Source organism: Cognatiyoonia sp. IB215182 (assembly GCF_033963905.1).
Lineage (GTDB): Bacteria > Pseudomonadota > Alphaproteobacteria > Rhodobacterales > Rhodobacteraceae > Yoonia.
This window is the reverse complement of the sequence record NZ_JAXBMB010000002.1, coordinates 44,465-64,051: the sequence shown is the minus strand read 5'-3', so window position 1 is coordinate 64,051 and position 19,587 is coordinate 44,465. Positions and strand designations below refer to the sequence as shown.

20 protein-coding genes are annotated in these 19,587 nt (G+C 56.1%); 1 reads left to right on the top strand and 19 read right to left on the bottom strand.

The window, feature by feature from the left end; genetic code table 11:
* Positions 1-11 precede the first annotated feature (11 nt).
* The 14 genes from SLH47_RS03900 to SLH47_RS03835 form a co-directional block, all read right to left on the bottom strand.
* Positions 12-806: an NAD(P)-dependent oxidoreductase gene (locus SLH47_RS03900; protein WP_320238047.1), complete on the bottom strand. Its 795-nt coding sequence runs from the start codon at positions 804-806 to the stop codon at positions 12-14.
* 72 nt (positions 807-878) lie between these two features.
* Positions 879-2,189, bottom strand: a complete 1,311-nt coding sequence (locus tag SLH47_RS03895; RefSeq protein ID WP_320238046.1) for an ATPase — start codon at positions 2,187-2,189, stop codon at positions 879-881.
* Positions 2,190-2,315: 126 nt separating this feature from the next.
* Positions 2,316-2,843 carry a prepilin peptidase gene (locus SLH47_RS03890; RefSeq protein ID WP_320238045.1) on the bottom strand — a complete coding sequence of 176 codons (528 nt, stop codon included), beginning with the start codon at positions 2,841-2,843 and terminating at the stop codon, positions 2,316-2,318.
* A 9-nt stretch (positions 2,844-2,852) separates the two neighbouring features.
* Positions 2,853-3,704 (bottom strand): tetratricopeptide repeat protein, encoded by an 852-nt coding sequence (locus tag SLH47_RS03885; protein ID WP_320238044.1) that lies wholly within the window; start codon positions 3,702-3,704, stop codon positions 2,853-2,855.
* A 27-nt stretch (positions 3,705-3,731) separates the two neighbouring features.
* Positions 3,732-4,292, bottom strand: coding sequence for a tetratricopeptide repeat protein (locus SLH47_RS03880; protein WP_320238043.1), 561 nt, complete (start codon positions 4,290-4,292; stop codon positions 3,732-3,734).
* Between the two features lie 12 nt (positions 4,293-4,304).
* Complete coding sequence (locus tag SLH47_RS03875) at positions 4,305-5,267, bottom strand: type II secretion system F family protein (protein ID WP_320238042.1); 963 nt, start codon at positions 5,265-5,267, stop codon at positions 4,305-4,307.
* A gap of 10 nt (positions 5,268-5,277) precedes the next feature.
* Positions 5,278-6,243, bottom strand: a complete 966-nt coding sequence (locus SLH47_RS03870; RefSeq protein ID WP_320238041.1) for a type II secretion system F family protein — start codon at positions 6,241-6,243, stop codon at positions 5,278-5,280.
* A gap of 6 nt (positions 6,244-6,249) precedes the next feature.
* Positions 6,250-7,713: a CpaF family protein gene (locus SLH47_RS03865; protein WP_320238040.1), complete on the bottom strand. Its 1,464-nt coding sequence runs from the start codon at positions 7,711-7,713 to the stop codon at positions 6,250-6,252.
* An 11-nt stretch (positions 7,714-7,724) separates the two neighbouring features.
* Positions 7,725-8,972 carry an AAA family ATPase gene (locus tag SLH47_RS03860; protein WP_320238039.1) on the bottom strand — a complete coding sequence of 416 codons (1,248 nt, stop codon included), beginning with the start codon at positions 8,970-8,972 and terminating at the stop codon, positions 7,725-7,727.
* 248 nt (positions 8,973-9,220) lie between these two features.
* On the bottom strand, positions 9,221-9,877 hold the full coding sequence (locus SLH47_RS03855; protein ID WP_320238038.1) for an OmpA family protein: 657 nt from the start codon (positions 9,875-9,877) through the stop codon (positions 9,221-9,223).
* 15 nt (positions 9,878-9,892) lie between these two features.
* Positions 9,893-11,344 (bottom strand): type II and III secretion system protein family protein, encoded by a 1,452-nt coding sequence (locus SLH47_RS03850; protein ID WP_320238037.1) that lies wholly within the window; start codon positions 11,342-11,344, stop codon positions 9,893-9,895.
* 214 nt (positions 11,345-11,558) lie between these two features.
* The gene (gene cpaB, locus SLH47_RS03845) at positions 11,559-12,392 is read right to left on the bottom strand and encodes a Flp pilus assembly protein CpaB (protein WP_320238036.1); all 834 of its coding nucleotides are present in this window, start codon (positions 12,390-12,392) and stop codon (positions 11,559-11,561) included.
* A gap of 453 nt (positions 12,393-12,845) precedes the next feature.
* Complete coding sequence (locus SLH47_RS03840; protein ID WP_320238035.1) at positions 12,846-13,037, bottom strand: hypothetical protein; 192 nt, start codon at positions 13,035-13,037, stop codon at positions 12,846-12,848.
* A gap of 162 nt (positions 13,038-13,199) precedes the next feature.
* Positions 13,200-13,382: a hypothetical protein gene (locus tag SLH47_RS03835; protein WP_320238034.1), complete on the bottom strand. Its 183-nt coding sequence runs from the start codon at positions 13,380-13,382 to the stop codon at positions 13,200-13,202.
* 350 nt (positions 13,383-13,732) lie between these two features.
* On the opposite strand from SLH47_RS03835, the gene SLH47_RS03830 reads away from it, so the two are divergent.
* Positions 13,733-14,620: a lytic transglycosylase domain-containing protein gene (locus SLH47_RS03830; RefSeq protein ID WP_320238033.1), complete on the top strand. Its 888-nt coding sequence runs from the start codon at positions 13,733-13,735 to the stop codon at positions 14,618-14,620.
* A 27-nt stretch (positions 14,621-14,647) separates the two neighbouring features.
* Here the strand turns inward: SLH47_RS03830 and SLH47_RS03825 are convergent, their stop codons facing one another.
* From SLH47_RS03825 to topA, 5 genes are all read right to left on the bottom strand, one after another.
* Positions 14,648-14,938, bottom strand: coding sequence for a GNAT family N-acetyltransferase (locus tag SLH47_RS03825; RefSeq protein WP_320238032.1), 291 nt, complete (start codon positions 14,936-14,938; stop codon positions 14,648-14,650).
* Complete coding sequence (locus tag SLH47_RS03820; RefSeq protein WP_320238031.1) at positions 14,931-15,557, bottom strand: 3-oxoacid CoA-transferase subunit B; 627 nt, start codon at positions 15,555-15,557, stop codon at positions 14,931-14,933. Before SLH47_RS03820 ends, SLH47_RS03825 begins: the two co-directional genes overlap by 8 nt.
* A gap of 3 nt (positions 15,558-15,560) precedes the next feature.
* Positions 15,561-15,794, bottom strand: a complete 234-nt coding sequence (locus tag SLH47_RS03815; protein ID WP_320238030.1) for a hypothetical protein — start codon at positions 15,792-15,794, stop codon at positions 15,561-15,563.
* Positions 15,795-15,805: 11 nt separating this feature from the next.
* The gene (locus SLH47_RS03810) at positions 15,806-16,504 is read right to left on the bottom strand and encodes a CoA transferase subunit A (protein WP_320238029.1); all 699 of its coding nucleotides are present in this window, start codon (positions 16,502-16,504) and stop codon (positions 15,806-15,808) included.
* 490 nt (positions 16,505-16,994) lie between these two features.
* The gene (gene topA / locus SLH47_RS03805) at positions 16,995-19,577 is read right to left on the bottom strand and encodes a type I DNA topoisomerase (RefSeq protein ID WP_320238028.1); all 2,583 of its coding nucleotides are present in this window, start codon (positions 19,575-19,577) and stop codon (positions 16,995-16,997) included.
* Positions 19,578-19,587 lie beyond the last annotated feature (10 nt).

Here is a 19,587-nt window from a genome sequence, read left to right as displayed (position 1 = left end):
GGCGCTGCGGGTCAAGACCCATTCGCAAGCCGCGACCGTGGTTTGAGATTGTGGATGGCGGTCTGGACCGCTTGGGGCAGGGCCGCGTCATCCGGGGCCAGGTCCATTGCTGCGGCGACATCCTTGACCAGAATGCCGATCGTGTTGTCTGGTGCATAGCCGTCGCGCGCGAACTCAATCTCATCAAACCCCGATGCGAGCCAATTCTGGCCCGAGGCTTTGTGAATGAGTTTGAGCAATCGATCCTCATCAAGGCCCGCCTCTTCAGCCCAATCGAGCACCAGCCGGGTCATCGCGGTATGAGACGCCGCAAGCAGATTGTTGAGCACCTTTGCAGTCATACCTGCGCCATAGTCACCCATCTGATGGATCTCTTGCCCCATCGCCTGCAGCAGCGGCTGCACCTTGGATATGTCACCACCGGTCATGAAGGTCAGCGTGCCGGCATCGGCTTTGACCTGCGCCCCGGACATGGGCGCGTCTGTCAGCGCGATGTGATCGGGGATACGCCCTCTTAGACCGATGACGTATTTCGGCGAAAGCGTAGAGCAGATGATGACATGTCGTAGAGACTTTGCCTGGCTGATCACGGCCTGATCGTCAAAAAGCAAAGCATCTGTTTCCGCCGCATCGCGCACAACGCTGATCAGCATTGTCAGCCCATCGCAAAATGCATCGATATCCGTTCCCACGCCGTCAATAGGCCGGATATCATAGCCACGCGCGTCAAACCCTGCCTTGCGTAGATTGGCGAGCATGCCGGTCCCCATCCGTCCGCAACCGGCAACGCCGATAATCTCGTCCATGCCGCTCCCCCAACAAAAAACCTCCCGCCAGATTAGGGGGAGGTTTCTGAATTGGGAATGTCCGGAAGCCGGTTAGTGGATGATATCCTCTTCCTTGACGAACATGTTCGCCCAGGCGCGGTCAATCAGTTCGGGTGACATCTGGTAGGGGATGCCCTCAAATTCGCAGATCGAGATCATCTGATCGATCAGGAAGATCGGCTGATAGTTCGCATAGACGCTGTCGATCTCGGGGTAGCGTACGTTCAAGAGATGCACGAGCGTTTCCTCGTCCAGAGGCATCTTGCGCTTGCGCGCGACCATGGCAAAGATCTTGAGGAAGTCTTCCTGGTTCGGGCCGTCGATCTTGATCTTGTAAAAGATCCGGCGCAAGGCCGCCTTGTCGAAGATCGCGTTCGGGTGGAAGTTGGTTGAGAAGACGACCAGAGTATCAAACGGTACCTCGAACTTTTCACCGGATTGCAGGGCAAGGATATCCTTGCTTTCTTCCAGTGGAACAATCCAGCGGTTCACAAGGGTCTGTGGCGGTTCAGCCTGACGGCCAAGGTCGTCCACGATAAAGATGCCGCCGGTGGATTTCAGCTGCAGCGGCGCCTGATAGGTCCGCGCGGTCGGGTTGTAGACCAGATCGAGCATCGAAAGTGACAATTCACCACCGGTAATCACCGTGGGCCGTTCGCAGCGGACATAGCGCGTATCGAACCGGCCAGAGGTGCGGCGCAGACTGTTGGGGTCGTCCACGTCCTCTTCGGCAGCGCTGTGTACAATCGGGTCGTAGACCGTGATCACCTGACCGGAATACTCGATAGCACGTGGTACATAGATCTTATCACCCAGTGCGTCACGAATACCGTTCGAGATCGAGGATTTCCCGTTACCGGGTGGGCCATACATCAGGATCGAGCGCCCGGCGCTGACCGCGGGACCAAGGTTGGATAGCAGGTCATCGGGCAGAACCAGATGCCCCATCGCCGTCTGCAACTGGTCGCGGGTGATCTGGATATTGCGGATCGACTGGCGCTGGATCTGCTCGCGGTAGATTTCAAGCGGGACAGGCATCGCACCGTAGTATTCGGACTGGGCGAGCGCGTCCAAGGCTCGGGCGCGGCCCGCATCGGTCAGCTGATAACCCATCTCGTTGCCGCTATTGGCGTTCAACGTACCCGTCGCCTCAAGCAAGCGTTGACCACGCGCCATATCCACAAGCTCTTGCGTCACGGGGATCGGCAGGCAGATGGCGCGGCTGATGACCGATACCAGGTCAAGGTTCATGCGGAACATCGTCTTGATCAGGATGTCGCGCATCATCGCCATCGGCAACAGCATCCCTTCAAGGCTACGCGGTGCTGGGGGTGCCATCACGGAGGAGGTTTGAACGTTCATAATCGACCCACCTGTCAATCAAATGATCACGTACCGAGGCATGCTGCGGCGTTACATTCTCACAATACAGCCTATTGTGGCCAAATAGTGAATAAAGATGTTCCAGTATGAGGCATTGCTCCAGCCTCAGCGATATACCGCCACCAAAAGCAGATAGAACAAGAGCGTCATGCTCAGCACAAGTCCTTTGGGGAAGGCAAGATCAAGCCCGAAGAGCCCCCCGCGCAGGTCGCTGCGCCGTGCGGTCCAGCTTTCCCAATCCGGCGCAAGACTGCGCAGGGGGGTGAAGCGAAAAAGGCTGTGCGTGATGATCCCGGCAAAGCTGGCGGCGGCGAAGACGATCAAAATCAGACGCCAATCGGCAACAGCGAAATAGGGCGACATGGCGGCATACATCTTGGCGTCACCCCCGCCCATCAACCGCAACGCCCAAAGCGCCATGCCGATAACCAGTACGATCGGGCCGTGTATCAGGTGCCAGAAGTAGTCGGGAAAACCCAGTGCGAATGGACCGAGCACGACAAAGGCCGCAAACAGAACCATCATCGACTGGTTAGTGATCTTCATGCGTTTCATGTCGCTCCACGACACGAAAATCGCAATCGGAATGACGGCAGGAAGAAACCAGTACGCTGCCGCTGCCGTCAAACCCATCTGTTTGTCTTACGCGTTGTTTTCCAGCGCTTCGAGCGCGCGTACCGCAGGCTCAAAATACTGGGGATGCGTTTCAATCGCTTCGTTCAGAAGCGACTTGCCGATTGTGACGTCGTTTTGCTTGATCGCGGCCAGTGCCATGGTGTGCATCAATTGGGCACGCTCGATCTGCGTCATCCGAACCACAGGCAGCGTGTATTCACGCTGTGCGCCGCGTGCCAGGACCAGATTATTCTTGGCGGTGAACATGTTGTCATTGAAGCGTAGCGCATCGATGAAGAGCCGCTCTGCCCCCGCGTAGTCGCCTCGGGTCAGCTTTGAATAACCCCAGTTGTTGTAAACGGATGCTGGCCGTGTGGTCAGACCCACGGCGATTTCATAAAAACTGTCGGCCTTGTCCCATTGTTGACGGCTGTCTGCCACCATCGCCTCAAGCCGGTAGCGCTTGAATGTCTCGTAGGTGGGCGGGATTGTGTTCAGCGTCGCCGCGGCGTCGTCCCATTCGTTTGCACGAATATAGGCGTCAGCCAGTTCAACCCGATCTTCATTGGTCGATTCACCATGCGCGACAACCGCCTGCCAGGCTGCGATGCCTTCTTGCGGTCGCTTGGCCCGGATAAGTGACTTCGCCAGTCCACGTTGCAGATCGATGCGGCCGGGGTCATTCGCGTTGGCACCAGCGAAATAGTTGACCGCCTCATTGGGGTCACCAACTGTGAGCATCACCTCGTTGAGGTTGCTTTCATCAACAACGTTCAGATCCTGTAGCGCGCGTTCAACGTCTGCCTCAGTATTTGGGGGTGTGCATGCGGCCAGCCCCAGAGCTGCCGCGCTCAGCGTCATGATGGTCATGTGGCGCATGTTTCTGCGTCCTTTTACTGCTCTTGCCTATAAGTCCGACGTGAGAGCGAAATCGCCAGGACCACGTCGGATCAGATTGAAGTTCTGATTTTGTTGTATCTCATTATTGTCCGGATTTTCCAATTTTGCGAGTGCTAAGCGCAAGTTATCCCGAATTTCGTCTGAATTTCCGTTGTCTGCGGCAAATGCGCGTCGGAAAACTTCGCTCGCTTCGGCGATTTGGCCCGTTTCCATCAGGATCACGCCCAGATTGTTCCATGCTGGCGGAAAAGTGGGGTCTTCGGCAACGGCGCGGCGCAACCATTCCTCGGCTTGTCCCAAACGTCCAAGGTTCAGGTTTGCCGACCCGATGGCCGACATTGTATCGACGTTCAGCCCCTGCTGAAGAGCCGCCCGATTATACGCTTTCAGGGCAAGTTCATATTCGCCAGCATCCATCAGGCGATGGCCGACGATCAGGTTATCCTCGGTACTTGGTCCGGCAACACCGGGCGCGAAGACACCATTTGTCGAACGATTAAGGCCGCCCGTTTCACAGGCGGCCAGGATGACCAGGAAAAGGCCGCATATGGCCCGTGTTAGATGCATGGGCAGTCTTGCTTAAGCCAGGTTCTTAACGATGGCATAGATCGATGGACCAATCAGGATCACCATAAGCGGCGGCACGGTCAGCATCATCGTCGCCAGCGTCATTTTGGTCGGCAGTTTGTTTGCTGCTTCCTCGGCACGCATCACGCGTTTGTCGCGCATTTCCGACGAATAGACCCGCAACGCATCGGCGATTGACGTACCAAACTGCTGCGACTGGACCAGCACGGTCACAAAGCTGGTGATGTCAGGCACGCCACAACGTTCAGACATATCCCGCAGGACGGTGTTCTTGTCCTTGCCGGCTTTGACCTCTTGGCTGACAATCTCGAACTCGTCCGACAAGTCCGGGAATCCGGCGCGCAATTCGTTAGAGACTCGCACGATGGATTGGTCCAGCGACTGACCGGCTTCCACGCAGACCAGCAACATATCGAGGCTGTCGGGAAAACCGTTCGTAATTTCTTGCTGGCGCGTCGCCTTGCGGCGGGTGACCCAGTATTTCGGCAAGAAGTATCCAAGAATGCCTGGGATGCCGATCATCATGACAAGTTGCTGCGTCTCAACCGTCACCTGCGACATCTTGATCAATGCATAAATCGTGCCGCCAACGAGGCCGAAGATACCCAGTGCAAACTGCACGAAATGGAAGATACGCACCGCGTTGGGGCTGCGATAACCGGCCTGCATGAGGTTCAGTTTTGACGCGGAGTATTCTTCTTCGTTCTGTGGTTCGAGGAAGTTGGAGTACTTTTCCAGCTTGTCCCGGCCGCTCGCCGCGCGCAGATTATCACCCTTGGCCGTTTTGCCCACGCTTGCCGCGTTGGACGCGCGCAACTTATCAAGCGGGTCAACTTCACGCTTGAGGAGGACGGGAAGGGTGATCAGGATCAGGAATACCCCGAGCAGACCCACGATCATCAAGGGGCCGAAAGGCCCCAGGACGTCGATTATCATGGTTTGAATAGCTTCCATTTGCCTATCCTCAGACCTTGATGTTCACAAGTGAGCGCATGACGATGATATTGAGTACCAGAAATGCCGCAATGACAAAACAGGCCGGAATAAAGAGCGGGCTTTCCATCACCTCGTCAAAGTAGTTTGGCTGCACCACGTTAATGCCGATCAGCGCCAGGATCGGGAAGGCCGACAAAAGGTTGCCTGACCATTTTGCCTCGGCAGTGATGGCCTTAACCCGCCGGAAGAGGCGGAAACGCGCCCGGATCACCTTGGCCAGACCATCCAGGATCTCGGCAAGGTTACCACCGGATGTCTGCTGGATGTTCACAGCAACCGCGAGAAACCGCAAATCCTGGTTGTCGAGGCGCTCTGCCATCGCTTTCAGTGTTTCACCCATGTCGCGACCATAGGCTGCTTCATCCGACACCATCCCCATTTCCGTTCCCAGCGGGTCAGGTACTTCCCTGGCTACGATGGCAATCGCGTTGGAGAACGGGTGGCCCACCCGCAGCGAACGTACCATAAGTTCAACGGCTTCTGGCAACTGCTCGCCAATCATGGCCATCCGCTTGTTGGCCTTGCTGTTGATCCACACATAAACGCCGCCAACACCCATCAACACGGAAACAAGTATCCGGATCGGGAGGCTGACAGCGGTCAGAATTGTCAGCATGCCAAAGGCTGCAGCACTGACAACAAACATCAACAGGATGATCTGCATCGGCGTGAAGGCGATATTGGCCATCTGCGCCTTGTTCGCCAGCATCGAATAGATCGGGATGCTTTGCGACCGCATATGCTGGGTCATCTCCTTGCGGAGTTGCTCCAGAACCTGTTCGCGGCTGCCGCCCTTTTCAAGCATGTCGAGACGGCGGTTCACCTTGCCGTCCATGCTGATCGATTTGCCAAAGATGACCAGATAGGCACCTTGGACAAGCGCCAGAACGGCGATGAAGATCAGAATGTAGATGAGTGGTTCAGCAGATATCATCCGTTGTTACTCCGCAACCATGGGTTCGAAGATCGCTGGTGGCAGATCGTATCCCCAAAGCTTAAACCGTTCCGAGAAGTGGCTGCGCACGCCCGTTGCCGTGAAATGGCCGATGATCTTGTTATCAGGGGTCAGGCCGACACGCTGATAGCGGAAGATTTCTTGCATCGAAATCACGTCGCCTTCCATGCCGGTAATCTCGGTCACGGAAACCATGCGGCGCGAACCGTCCTGGAGGCGTGACGCCTGCACAATCAGGTTCACAGCCGAGGAAATCTGGCTGCGCATTGCTTTGATCGGCATTTCGATCCCGGCCATCGCGATCATGTTCTCCAGACGTGAGATACCATCGCGGGCAGAGTTGGCGTGGATTGTGGTCATCGACCCGTCGTGGCCCGTGTTCATGGCTTGCAGCATGTCGATGACTTCTTCACCACGGGTTTCCCCCACAATGATGCGGTCGGGGCGCATCCGCAGCGCGTTTTTCAGACAGTCGCGCTGCGAAACGCCACCTTTGCCTTCCACGTTGGGTGGCCGGCTTTCCATCCGGCCCACATGGGTCTGTTGCAGTTGGAGTTCCGCCGTATCCTCGATCGTCAGGATGCGTTCGGCGTCGTCGATGAAACCTGAAAGCGCATTCAACGTCGTCGTCTTACCTGAACCCGTACCGCCTGACACAATGACGTTCAAACGTGTGGACACCGCGGCCTGCAGATAGGCCGCCATTTCTTCGGTGAAGGCGCCGAACTTGATCAGCTCTTCAATTCCTAGTTTGTCTTTTTTGAATTTACGAATCGAGACGAGCGAGCCATCGACCGCAATGGGTGGCACCATCGCGTTAAAGCGCGAGCCGTCAGCCAAACGGGCGTCAACATAGGGGTTGGATTCATCAACACGCCGGCCCACAGCCGAAACGATCTTGTCAATGATCCGCAGGAGGTGCCGCTCATCCTTGAACGTAATATCGGTCAGTTCCAGCTTACCGTTGCGTTCCACAAAGATCTGTTGCGGGCCGTTAACCAGAATATCGTTGACGGTTTCGTCTTTCAGCAATGTCTCAAGAGGCCCGAGGCCTGTGACCTCAAAAAACAGGTCCTGGCTGAGCGATTGACGTTCTTCGCGGTTAAGGACGATGCCCATCTCTTCAAGAGACTCATTGGCAATCGCGTTGATCTCTGTCCGCAATTCCTGCTCGGAAGCGGTTTCCAGCGCGGCAAGGTTGAGGTTGTCCAGCAGGGATTTGTGCAGTTCCAGCTTGATTTCCTGCAGCCGTTCCTTGCGCCGCTTTTCCTTGTCCATTGGGCCCGCGCTTGCCGGTTTTTTGGCGGGCATCGCCTTCATCAAAGACTGACGCTGTTCCTCGGGCTGGGCCGTTGCGACTGGGGCGATATTGATCTTTGGCACGCCGGGCGCGGTTGTGTTCGCCGCTGGTGTCTTGGGGGCACTTGGTTTTTTGTATTTCGAAAACATGAAGTTAACTCCTAGCTTCGTGCTTCTACGGCGTCGGCCTGATTGACATCATGCACTGATTTCGCAAGTTTCATGATCTCTTTGCGCAATGGGTTCTTTCCCAAACCTTCCGCCAAGGGCGTCCCGTGATCGGCACTCTGTGCGACCGGTTTGCCCCCATCTGGCAACAAAACCTCGACGGAGATGCCCAGGCTTTCCGACAGCCGCTTCACACGGGCCTTCCCGTTCAGATCGGTGAAGCCCGGCGCCCGGTTTAGGACAAAGCGGATTTTTTCAAAAGGCAGGTCTTCGGATTGCAGTGCCCGCTTGAGGCGCAGCGTATTCTGCGCGGAACGCATGTCGAGCTCGATCATCGCAAAATAGACATGCGCCATCTCAAGCACTGTTTGTGACCATTCCACCATGGTCGATGGCATGTCGATGATCACATAATCGAAATTGACGCGCGCCATTTCGACCACGCGCTCGATATCCTCGGGCGAGATCATATCGAGCGGGATCATATCGGTGGGCGAGGTCAGCACATGCAGTTTCTCGCCGTAAGTCAGCAGGGCCTGCATGAACATCTCAGGCTCCATCGACTCGGTATCGGTCAGCATCTCAAGCACTGCTTCCCGACGAGGCAGGTCGAGATAGGTGGATGCAGAACCAAACTGGAAGTCGAGATCGATCAGGCAAACCTTTTGCGGGTTGTCCTTGTCAATATTGGCCAATTCCCACGCAAGGTTGACGGCCATCATCGTGGCGCCCGTGCCACCTGCAAGCCCGTGGACGGGAATGACAACGCCGGACTTTGTCCCGGTTGCGCGGAATTTCTTTTCGCCATCGGCCGGCGCCGCAGGCGTTTCTTCGGCGGTCAAAACACGCTCGATCGCGCGGGCCAATTCGTTCTCGGGAAGCGGGTAGGGGACAAACTCGTCGCCACCTTCGCGCAGCAGCTGATGAAGTGCCGAGGGGCTGACATCCTCTGCGATCAAGATCACCTTGATCTTGGCGGCCTTCGCTGCCGCGATGACCTCTGACACGCCATTCAGATTGTCTTCGTCGTTCGCGTCCATTGCGATGGTGACGAACTGCAGACTGCGCGCTTCAGGCTGGCTAAGAAACGCGGCAGCATCCTCAAAGCTGAGATCACCCCACGCATCCCCAAGCGCAGCTTCCATGTCCTCGATCAAAAGATCGAAAATCTGCACATCGCGGCTGATTGTGCAGGCGACAATTGGCGGTGGATCGTGCTGCACGACCGGACTGGTATTCATGGTTAGACGCCCTCATCATTTGGCCGCTTCTGCTAATATGACACAGCTGCACCATAGGTGTATCCGGTGAATCACCAGTTAGCGCCCAGAGGAGCCTAGCATACCAGCCTTTGTTACTTATTGGGGGGAATCGTGTCGAGATTTGGACCAAAAGATCGTAATTGTGCGATATAATAGGACGATCTTGGCAAAACTCGTTGAGTGTTGACGCCGGATGCATGATCCGGCGCCAATTGGGTCGGCGGAATTTAGCCGCCGGTACCTGTCTGAATTTCCGTATCCACAGTCTGCGTTCGTGGCACAGCGCTCGTGATATACTCGCGGAAGATCACTTGCGCATATTTGCCGTTCAGCAGGGTCGGATGCCGTTCGACAAAGCCGGATACCTCGGTCACCGTCCGCCGGTTGCGGCGCTCGCGCCCTTCAGTCACGACCAGGGGCTGTGTTTCGCCGAACGATACGACCGCTTCCAAGCGACTGCGCTCAATCCCCTGCGAGGCAAGGAACGACACCACAGCTTGCGCGCGGCGCAGGCCGAGGTTGCGGTTGTAAGCCTGGCTGCCCACAAGGTCAGTGTGACCAAAGACCTTGAAGCGAACCTCTGGGAATTGACGGATCCAGTTTGCCTGCTGCATCAGTGTTGCCCGTGCTTCTGCGTCCAACGCTGTTGAGTTAAAGGCAAAGTTCACTGTCGAGTTCACATCCGATGCAAAACGGCGCGCAAGATTGATCGTATAATCCTGCTGACCTGTCTGAACCAGGAAGTTGTTCATGCTCGAGTTGCCGAAATCGCCCGAGTCGACGATTGCGCCTGCTTCGTTGTAGAACCCCGAGAACGTTGGGTCAGACGATGTGCACCCTGCGAGTGCGGCTGCGGCGATTGCCGTTGTCATATAGTATTTCATTGACCTGCGCTCCAATCATTCATCCAGGACATAGCCGTAGGACCCGGTGAAGTCCTGCCGCGCTACTTCGCCTGCACCACCCGAAGTTGGTGCGTCTGTTGCTGCTACGCGACCAAACAAGAACAGATCTTGTTCGGTTGGTGGCCGCACACGGTCGGTTGGCAGGGCCAACGTATCGCCGCGGGTCGGTGTCACCAGATGCGGTGTGACGATGATCACAAGCTCTGTTTGCTCGCGCTGATACTCGGCGCTGCGGAACAATGCCCCCAGAACCGGCACATCACCAACCCATGGCACCTGATTGTTCAGGTCGCGGAAGTCGTCGGTCAGCAGGCCCGCAATTGCGAAGCTTTCGCCGTCACGCATCTCGACCGTGGTTGACGTTTCGCGGCGGGTAAATGCGTCAATGACGAAGTCATCAATGCTGATACCATTTGCCGGGTCAATCGCCGAAACCGCGGCGAGCAGTTCCAGATTGATGATGTCACCGTCAATGACGCGAGGTGTGAAGTTCAGTTCGATACCAAATGGCTTGAACTGAATGGTGATCACGTTGTTGAGGTTGCTGACCGGTACCGGATACTCACCGCCTGCGAGGAACGTGGCTTCCTGCCCGCTCAGTGCGGTCAGGTTCGGTTCTGCAAGTGAGCGAACCATGCCGCGAGATTCGAGTGCTTCGAATAACACATCGACACCTACACCACCGGCGTCAAAGCCGAACAGGACCGCTCCTGTGCTCTCGCCATCTGATGTCAAGATCTGAGGTAGGTTTATGAAGGTGCCCGGAAAGTCAGGGTTTTCAACGGCGGTGACGCCGCCGCCATTTGTCCCGCCTAAGCTGCTTAGGCCATTAATTGTTCCACCGCTGTTGAAACCAAGCTGTGTGGACAAGGCCTTGCTAACCGAGCGTTGCATCTCGGCAAAGCGGACTTTCAACATAACCTGCTGCGTGCCACCGACCATCATCAGGTTCGACACGCGGCCCGGTGCATAGCGCTCGGCCAGATCCAGTGCTCGGTCGAGCCGTGCGATTGAACTGACTGTACCCGAGAGCACGATACCGTCGTTGGCAGTGCGCACCTCGATGGTTTCGCCCGGAAGGATCTGCGTCAGACGCTCCTTGAACTCGGCCATGTCTGGTGAGACATGAACTTCGACATTGGTGATCAGGCGGCCATCAGCCCCCAGCAATGTCAGCGTGGTTCTTCCGGGTTCCTTGCCCAACACATAAATGGTGCGGTCGGACAACGATGAGATATCTGCAATGCCGGGGTTTGCGATAGACAATTCCGTAAATGGAACATCACTCTCTACGACAACGGCCCGATTCATCGGGACGCTCAGGGCACTGGACGCCGCGCCGCGCAAGACGCGCAACGTTTCGGCCGGTGCCATTATCGGTGCCGCTGTGGTTAGCGACAACGCCAAGCCGGTTAAAACGGCTTTCAAAAATCGATCATACTTCATAAGTGACCTGCCTCTCCGATCACGCCTCGTTTAATGGGTCTTAACCGCCCATGATTTCCGGACCATGCGTCAGATGCGCATTTATTGCAAGAATCAATGCATTACAGGTCAAACCGGATGTGGATAAATCGCAACACATGAAGTGTTGAACGAAAAAAGCATCCCGGGGCGGGATGCTTTCAATCAGTGGTTGGGGAGGTAACTTGTACCGCAATTAGTTACATGCGACCGGTATTTGCACCATATCTACCCCACGGCGTTCGGTGCGGAAGCACTCTTCGGGCGCTTCTTCGACGATGGGCTCCGGCGCATCTACAATGCCAAGAACGTCACGAATATTGGTTTGAATGGTTACGTCACCGGCGGCCAGATCACTACTGCCAACAGGTGTGAGGGACAGCGAACCAGCCGCCTGAAGCGCTTGCAGGTCAGCGAAATCCTCTTGCGATACCTGGACAACAACGCCGTTGCCACCGCCTTCACCATTTTCATCTGGTTCGTCCATGGCGATGATTTCAAGGCGGCTTTTGACGAGGCGAGAGATATCCTGATCAACGCCGACATTGCCGACCCAATAAAGATCAATCAGGTCTGCGATACGCAGTTCGCCGCTAAATGCCTCGGTGATCCTGTCAGGAAGTGGGAAGGCGCGCATGCCTGGGTCCAAAAGTGCCGTGATCCCCTGCGGTGCACCTGCACGGGTGACCTTCGATTCTGTGATAGGCTCATTCACGCGCATCGGAATGCGAACGACACGCGGCACATTCACGCCTTCGGGAAACAACTCTTCCTCAGTCCTGAAGATGCCTTCCGGTAAAAAGTCGCTCGCATACTTGATCACTTTGACGTCGTCGATTGTAAGGCGCTCGCCATAAGAGATGTCACGGGATGGCGAATACACATCAACGGTTGCCACGATGCTAGCTGCGCGAGCTCGTTCTTGTTCCAGCGCAAAAGCCTGTTGATCAAGATATTGATTGACCATGTAGACTGCGAAGCCTGCCAGCCCCATGCCAACCAGGAGAACCAAACCAAAAACTGCGCGCATTACCTTACCTCGTTTTGTTTGTCTCGTCAGGAGTGATCGATATTTTACGCTTCTACCGTCAACAAGTGAAAGAGGAGACTGATATCGTTGTCACTGTGTTGCAAGGTGAACGTCTCTTTCAACGTTTCGTCCCTATCTCACCTTTGCCACCGATCCAAACCGTTTCATCAAGCCGGACCATTCATTGCAGTAGTCCTAGCACTGCCGCCAGTTAAAGCAAAGTAACGAACACAAGGGTTCCGCAGCGTTCTGCCGGCCCGGAAGGCAGTTAAGAAGTGCGGATACATCAATTCTATTAAAGAGAAGTTGGTAAGCCAATGCCGTACTCCCTTGGTAGGTGATCATGCTGCCTTGCGGGCATCCTTGCAAATCAACCTGTACCGGTGACCAAGGCGGAGTTTGGGTAACAAGCGATCTGTCCGTAGCGCGTACAGACATAATCATCACATTGGACTACGGAGCGATCTGCACTGACGCGATGTTACTGGCAATATTGTTGGCAAGATCAAGTGTTTCATCATCGAACGCGCCGACCACGGCGAGGCCCAGAAGAACAATCGTCGCAACAAGGACGACAAAATCCAAAGTAACTGCACCTTCTTCGCTGTCGTAGAGCGCAGCTATCTTCGTTTTGATTATGTCCATTGCTATCAACCTCCTACCACCGGCCGTCTGTCTAAGTCATTCTTGTTAAAGAAAGAATAATGATCTCAGGTCTTCGCGGTGCAAAAAAATTGCGCGGCACTGGGTGCCGCGCAATCGTCAATTACGATACTGCGTTATACGGCAGCAAATCGTGAATTCGGATTAAGGTGCAACCGTCACGCTTGCGATGTTCGATGCGATGTTGTTGCCCAGGTTCCGAGCGGCACCGCCGATTGCAGAGCCAACAGCCAGGCCGAGCAGAACAATAGCGGCAGTCAGAACAACGAAGTCAACAGTCACAGCACCGTCTTCGTCGTTGCGGAAGTTCTTGATAAAGTTAAGCATTGTGTTCCCTCCTCAGGGTATCGCTAGAGATTTTTAGTTCCTCGCTGGGTCTCCAGAACCGCTTGGCTCATTCGATCCCCGTCTTGGATGAAGCTATATAGCCAGTGGAATGGGGCGGGAGTTTGGCGTGTTTGGCGCTTTTTTCGTCGAACCCGAGATTTTTAGTCGAAAATCCTTAACTTAATGATTTTAAAAGATATTTTTTTTAACACGAGATGAATATTAACCGGATTTCGTTGCGGAATCGCCTGTAATCGTTGGAAAAATGCGTAATTGTTTTACCGAAACTAGCTTTTTGGCGGATTTCTGCCATTCTGGTCTTAGAAAAAAGAACGAGCAGGCCGTCATAAATGAATCGCAAGTTAACGTCCCTCGTGACAGTGGTCGCGATCTTGGTTGCGACCACAGCACATGCTGAGCCCGAAACAGAGTCAGTGGAGCCGGAGGCAGCGCAAGTTGAACGTGAAGTTCTGCGTCTGCAACCCGATTTCACTTTCAAACGTGTTGCCGCCCCGACAGGAGATGCCGTTGGGCGCATTACAGTTCAGATAGACCCAGATGCACCACGACTTGGTCCGGTCTATGCCGACCCTGCGCCAGAGCCGGTACCCGCCGCGGGGGGAGCAGTCGCGGTGCCGCCGCCATCTGATCTGGCATGGTTCTGGAGCAATGTCTCATCTGATCTGACCGGGCGTGGTCCCACACGCTTTGCCAATGCAATGGAGCAAATCAGCAACCCGCCTGCGGGCCAGCGTGTGCCGATGCCACGTCTTCAAAGCTTACAAAGCATCGCAAACACCTATGGCACCGATATTCTGCGTGAAACCGTTGGGACCGCCATATCGCCCGCGCTGGTGCTGGCCGTCATCTCGGTTGAGAGTGCTGGGCGTGTTGATGCCGTCAGTTCGGCTGGGGCAGAGGGGCTCATGCAGCTTATGCCAGATACCGCTGCCCGGTTCGGTGTGACAGATAGCAAGGATGCCGCACAGAACATTCAGGGTGGTGTAGCCTATCTGACATGGTTGCTGGATCACTTTGACGATGATCCGATCCTGGCACTTGCCGGCTACAATGCCGGTGAGGGCAACGTGGCCAAACATCAGGGCGTGCCGCCCTTTGCCGAAACGCGCGATTACGTGCCAAAGGTGCTCGCGGCGTGGCATGTGGCCAAGGGATTGTGCCGAACACCACCTCAGCTAATCAGCGACGGATGCGTCTTTAATAGCGGTGGTATCTAGCAGCCGGCAGCAATTGCCTGTGTATGATCAGGTTGCGAACACATCGGCCCAGTCCGGGTGTTTGCGCCGCTGGGCATTCACAAACGGGCACAGCGGCATGATCTTAAACCCGCTTTCGCGGGCGTCCGCAATGAACTGCTCTAGCATCAGCAAACCGATCCCTTGTCCCTCCTGCCCGGCGGCGACGCTCGTATGATCCGCGATCACAAGCGTTGGTGACATGACGGAATACGTCAGCTCGCTTTCGCCCTCTGCGTGCGTAACAAAGTAGCGGCCCTTGCTTTCACCCTTTTCGTGGTGAACGGTGACATCAGACAATGGTTGCCTCCGTCGCCGAAATCATCTCTTCACGGGTTACGTCTGGCGCAAGTTCCTGGATGTGCAGCCCCTTATGGGTCACGTCCAGAACGCCCAGATTTGTAATGATCCGGTCGACCACGCCCTTGCCAGTTAGCGGTAAAGTGCATTCTCTTAGGATCTTGCTGTCGCCATGCTTGTTCGTATGGTCCATCACAACCACAACGCGACCGACGCCAGCAACAAGGTCCATCGCGCCGCCCATCCCCTTGACCAGTTTGCCGGGGATCGTCCAGTTGGCCAGATCACCGTTTTCGGCCACTTCCATGGCGCCAAGGATCGCCATTGCGATCTTCCCGCCCCGGATCATGCCGAATGATGTGGCAGAATCAAAATAGGCGGTCTGCGGCAATTCGGTGATCGTTTGCTTGCCAGCGTTGATGAGGTCCGCATCCTCCTCACCCTCGATGGGGAAGGGGCCCATGCCGAGCATGCCGTTCTCGGACTGCAACGTTACCTCGATCCCATCGGGAATGTAATTGGAGACAAGCGTCGGGATACCGATGCCCAGATTGACATACCAGCCATCCTGCAGTTCTTGCGCGGCCCGCGCGGCCATTTGATTGCGATCCCAAGGCATACTCTATCTCCCGTCGCGCTGGTGCAGCGCCGTTTTGATCTCGTCCAGACTGTCTTGGATCTGGGCGAGCCTGTCTTGCATCATCATCGCGCTCGCGGCCTGCATGACCAGCCGCTGTAGCTCAGTCTCGTTTCCCGTAAAATCGTCATGGACCATCCTGCGGGCCGAGACGATCCAATGGTGCATCTCGGCCTCTACACGTTTGTGACGATCATGCGCTAATGCGGGGTCTGTCATGTCATCCTCTGTCAAGCTGCGGGACGCGTTGTGCGCTGTTCGATCCGCTTTTCATGCTCGCCCTGGATCAGGCGGTGGACATAGATGCCGGGCAAGTGAATGTGGTCAGGGTCAAGCGTGCCAGTTGGCACAATCTCTTCGACCTCGACGACACAAGTTCGACCACACATCGCCGCAGGTGGGTTAAAGTTGCGTGCGGTCTTGCGGAAGACAAGGTTGCCGGTCTCATCCGCCTTCCACGCTTTGACGATGGAGAGGTCGGCAAAAATGCCTTCTTCCATGATGTAAGTCTCGCCATTGAAGTCGCGGTGGTCCTTGCCCTCGGCGATCACGGTGCCCACACCTGTTCTCGTATAAAAGCCCGGGATGCCGCAGCCGCCGGCACGCATACGCTCGGCAAGAGTGCCTTGGGGATTGAACTCCAGCTCCAGTTCCCCCGACAGATACTGACGCATGAACTCTGCATTTTCGCCGACATAGGAGCTGATCATCTTTTTGACCTGCCGTGTTTGCAGCAGGATGCCGATCCCAAAATCATCGACGCCAGCATTGTTGGATGCAAAGGTCAGATCTTTCGTGCCAGCCTCCTTGATGGCGCCCAACAGCAATTCGGGGATGCCGCACAAGCCGAAACCTCCAGCCGCAATGAACATCCCATCATGTAAAAGACCGTCCAATGCCGCCGCTGCGTTGGGATAAATTTTTTTCATACGCACTCTCCCCTCACGTTGCGGAAGTTGTGCCGCCCGGTTGCAGGAGAGTCAACAAATTGCCGCATTGCAGCAGAGTTCATTTGAGATGATGCGCCAGCGGGTCGTTGCCAGGTAGTCGACAACGTAAAAGAGTCATCGTCATGCCAGCTGATAGATAGGACCGTGCCCCCCCCCCGTGCCGGAGATAGCGCATTTGAGCCCGGGCAAGGCGGTTGGCCGTTTCGCTGTCGCCAAGGCCATAGATGACGTCAGATTACGGCCGAATGAGACAGAGACATCGTCTTGTGTTGGAGTTGCCTTGCGAGCTTCCCAGCCACTGGCGCCTTGGCGACAGATTCCGGATCACCGCAGGTAGAAACAAACACAATCATGGATTGCATCACATGCAATTGTAGCCGTCGAAGAGGTCCGACAAAGAGCGCGATCAGTTTAACCTACCCTCTGGGCAAAGCCGCCACCAGCGCCGCGGAGTTAGACCAGCGCCTGGTTAGCTTGCCTTTTTCTTCGGCGCGGCCCGTTTCTTTGTTGGGGCTTTCTTCTTCGTTACTTTCTTGCCCGATTTCGCAGCGCGTTCATCAATTAAATCAACGGCCTGTGCTATGGTCAGGTCAGCGGGTTCAATAGTCTCGGGGATCGTGGCGTTGATCTTTTCCCATTTTACGTAAGGGCCATACTTGCCGTCATAAATGTTGACCGGCCCGCCTGCTTCGGGATGCTCGCCCAATTCTCGGATCGGCACTGCGGTACGGCCACGGCCTCCGCGTTGTGCCTTCTTTTCTGCCAGAAGTTGCACGGCGTGGTTCATCCCCACAGTCCACACATCCTCGATCGCGGGCAGGTTGGCGTTGGTGCCACCTTTGAATGATGTGTTTTCGGCATGCTTCAGGTAGGGGCCGTAGCGGCCCAGATTGGACCAAACATTCACGCCATCTTCGGGGTGCTGGCCGATCAGACGTGGCAGTTCCAGAAGACGCAAGGCCTCGGGCAGTCCAATCTCTTCGGGGTTCCAGCCTTCGGGCACACCCGTACGCGGTGGCTTTTTGTTCTCGTCCGTAACCTGGCCCCGTTGCACATAAGGCCCAAATCGACCCTTGAAGACGCGAATCTCGTCGCCCTGATCAATGCCAAGGAGTTTGCCATCAGGCGGGATCGCCGACGCTTCGGCCTCCGGGTCTGGCGGGCCGAATGGGCGGGTATAGCGGCACTCGGGGTAGTTCGAGCAACCGATGAACGCGCCGCCAGAACGGGCCGTGCGCATCGACAAGCGCCCCGCACCGCAATTGGGGCAAAGTCGCGGGTCGCTGCCATCCTCATTGGGCGGAAACAGATGCGGCTCCAACACCTCGTTAATCTTTTCAAGGACTTCCGAGATCCGCAGATCTGCCGTTTCGGCAATTGCTGCGGAGAAATCGCGCCAGAACTGGCCGAGTACCGTCTTGTAATCCGCATCGCCCGCGCTGACTTCGTCCAACTGGTTTTCAAGGTCGGCAGTGAAGTCATACCCGATATATTTGCGGAAGTAATTGGTCAGGAATGCCGTAACCAGCCGACCCTTATCCTGCGGGATCAGGCGGTTCTTGTCCTTTTCGACGTAACCGCGATCCTGAATGGTCGTCACGATTGAGGCGTAGGTTGATGGCCGCCCGATCCCCAATTCCTCCATCCGTTTGACAAGCGTTGCCTCGGTGTAGCGGGGCGGCGGCTGGGTAAAGTGCTGTGCGGGGTCGACCTTCTTCTTCTCAGCTGGCTCGCCTTCGGCCAGTTGCGGCAAGCGCTTGTCGTCATCATCGACGACGCTGTCATCCTTGCCTTCTTCATAGATGGCGATGAAACCGTCAAAGACCATGACCTGTCCGTTGGCGCGCAGCACGACCTGTTCATCCGGACTGGTGATATCCACAACGGTCCGTTCCAGCCGGGCGGCGGCCATCTGGCTGGCCATGGTCCGTTTGTAGATCAGGTCATAAAGCTTGCGCTGATCGGCATCGGCAATCTTGGCACCTTCGGTGCTAACGGCCATGTCGGTCGGGCGGATGCATTCGTGGGCTTCCTGCGCGTTTTTGGCCTTGTTTTTGTACATGCGCGGCTGGTCGGGCAGGTATTTGTCACCAAACTTCGCCTTGATCGCATCGCGCGCGCCGGTCACCGCTTCGGGCGCCATGTCAATGCCGTCGGTCCGCATATAGGTGATCAGCCCGGCCTCGTAGAGGCGTTGTGCAACACTCATCGTCTGCTTGGCGCCCATGCCGAATTTGCGGCTGGCCTCTTGCTGCAGCGTCGAAGTCATGAAAGGCGGGGAGGGGTTGCGCGTGGCCGGTTTCGCCTCAACTGATTTGATAACCAGATCACGCGAATTGATGGCTTGAACGGCCATTTCGGCCTGGGTTTCGTTGCCCAGATCAAACTTGTCGAGCTTCTTGCCCGCGAGCGTTGTCAGCCGCGCCTCAAATGTCTGGCCGCGGGGTAACTGCAAGAGCGCTTTGACGGTCCAGTATTCCTGCGGGCGAAACGCCTCGATCTCCATCTCGCGTTCAACGATCAGGCGCAGGCAGACCGATTGGACGCGGCCCGCTGATTTCGCGCCGGGCAACTTCCGCCACAAAACCGGCGACAGGTTAAAGCCCACAAGATAGTCGAGTGCGCGACGCGCAAGATAGGCTTCAACCAAAGGGGCATCGACCTGCCGGGGATTGGCCATCGCTTCGGTGACCGCGGCTTTCGTAATCGCGTTGAAGACCACCCGGCTGACAGGCGTGTCTTTCTTGATGGCCTTGCGCGCCGTCAATGCCTCGGTCAGGTGCCAGCTGATCGCCTCACCTTCGCGGTCCGGGTCGGTGGCGAGGATCAGTTCGGGGTCGTTTTTGAGCGCATCAACAATCGCCTTGATATGCTTTTTGCTGTCCGAAGCGACTTCCCATTTCATGTCGAAATCTTCGTCCGGCAGGACCGAGCCGTCTTTGGGAGGTAAGTCACGCACATGGCCGTAAGACGCCAGAACCGTGTAATCCTTGCCCAGATAGCCGTTTATTTTCTTGGCTTTAGCAGGGGATTCGACAACGACGACTGGCATGGAAATCCTT

What these genes read in the sequence shown, in the direction of transcription:
- SLH47_RS03900 (WP_320238047.1), bottom strand. Translation starts at nt 806, where the DNA reads ATGGACGAGATTATCGGCGTTGCCGGTTGCGGACGGATGGGGACCGGC.
- SLH47_RS03895 (WP_320238046.1), bottom strand. Translation starts at nt 2,189, where the DNA reads ATGAACGTTCAAACCTCCTCCGTGATGGCACCCCCAGCACCGCGTAGC.
- SLH47_RS03890 (WP_320238045.1), bottom strand. Translation starts at nt 2,843, where the DNA reads ATGGGTTTGACGGCAGCGGCAGCGTACTGGTTTCTTCCTGCCGTCATT.
- SLH47_RS03885 (WP_320238044.1), bottom strand. Translation starts at nt 3,704, where the DNA reads ATGCGCCACATGACCATCATGACGCTGAGCGCGGCAGCTCTGGGGCTG.
- SLH47_RS03880 (WP_320238043.1), bottom strand. Translation starts at nt 4,292, where the DNA reads ATGCATCTAACACGGGCCATATGCGGCCTTTTCCTGGTCATCCTGGCC.
- SLH47_RS03875 (WP_320238042.1), bottom strand. Translation starts at nt 5,267, where the DNA reads ATGGAAGCTATTCAAACCATGATAATCGACGTCCTGGGGCCTTTCGGC.
- SLH47_RS03870 (WP_320238041.1), bottom strand. Translation starts at nt 6,243, where the DNA reads ATGATATCTGCTGAACCACTCATCTACATTCTGATCTTCATCGCCGTT.
- SLH47_RS03865 (WP_320238040.1), bottom strand. Translation starts at nt 7,713, where the DNA reads ATGTTTTCGAAATACAAAAAACCAAGTGCCCCCAAGACACCAGCGGCG.
- SLH47_RS03860 (WP_320238039.1), bottom strand. Translation starts at nt 8,972, where the DNA reads ATGAATACCAGTCCGGTCGTGCAGCACGATCCACCGCCAATTGTCGCC.
- SLH47_RS03855 (WP_320238038.1), bottom strand. Translation starts at nt 9,877, where the DNA reads ATGAAATACTATATGACAACGGCAATCGCCGCAGCCGCACTCGCAGGG.
- SLH47_RS03850 (WP_320238037.1), bottom strand. Translation starts at nt 11,344, where the DNA reads ATGAAGTATGATCGATTTTTGAAAGCCGTTTTAACCGGCTTGGCGTTG.
- cpaB (WP_320238036.1), bottom strand. Translation starts at nt 12,392, where the DNA reads ATGCGCGCAGTTTTTGGTTTGGTTCTCCTGGTTGGCATGGGGCTGGCA.
- SLH47_RS03840 (WP_320238035.1), bottom strand. Translation starts at nt 13,037, where the DNA reads ATGGACATAATCAAAACGAAGATAGCTGCGCTCTACGACAGCGAAGAA.
- SLH47_RS03835 (WP_320238034.1), bottom strand. Translation starts at nt 13,382, where the DNA reads ATGCTTAACTTTATCAAGAACTTCCGCAACGACGAAGACGGTGCTGTG.
- SLH47_RS03830 (WP_320238033.1), top strand. Translation starts at nt 13,733, where the DNA reads ATGAATCGCAAGTTAACGTCCCTCGTGACAGTGGTCGCGATCTTGGTT.
- SLH47_RS03820 (WP_320238031.1), bottom strand. Translation starts at nt 15,557, where the DNA reads ATGCCTTGGGATCGCAATCAAATGGCCGCGCGGGCCGCGCAAGAACTG.
- SLH47_RS03815 (WP_320238030.1), bottom strand. Translation starts at nt 15,794, where the DNA reads ATGACAGACCCCGCATTAGCGCATGATCGTCACAAACGTGTAGAGGCC.
- SLH47_RS03810 (WP_320238029.1), bottom strand. Translation starts at nt 16,504, where the DNA reads ATGAAAAAAATTTATCCCAACGCAGCGGCGGCATTGGACGGTCTTTTA.
- topA (WP_320238028.1), bottom strand. Translation starts at nt 19,577, where the DNA reads ATGCCAGTCGTCGTTGTCGAATCCCCTGCTAAAGCCAAGAAAATAAAC.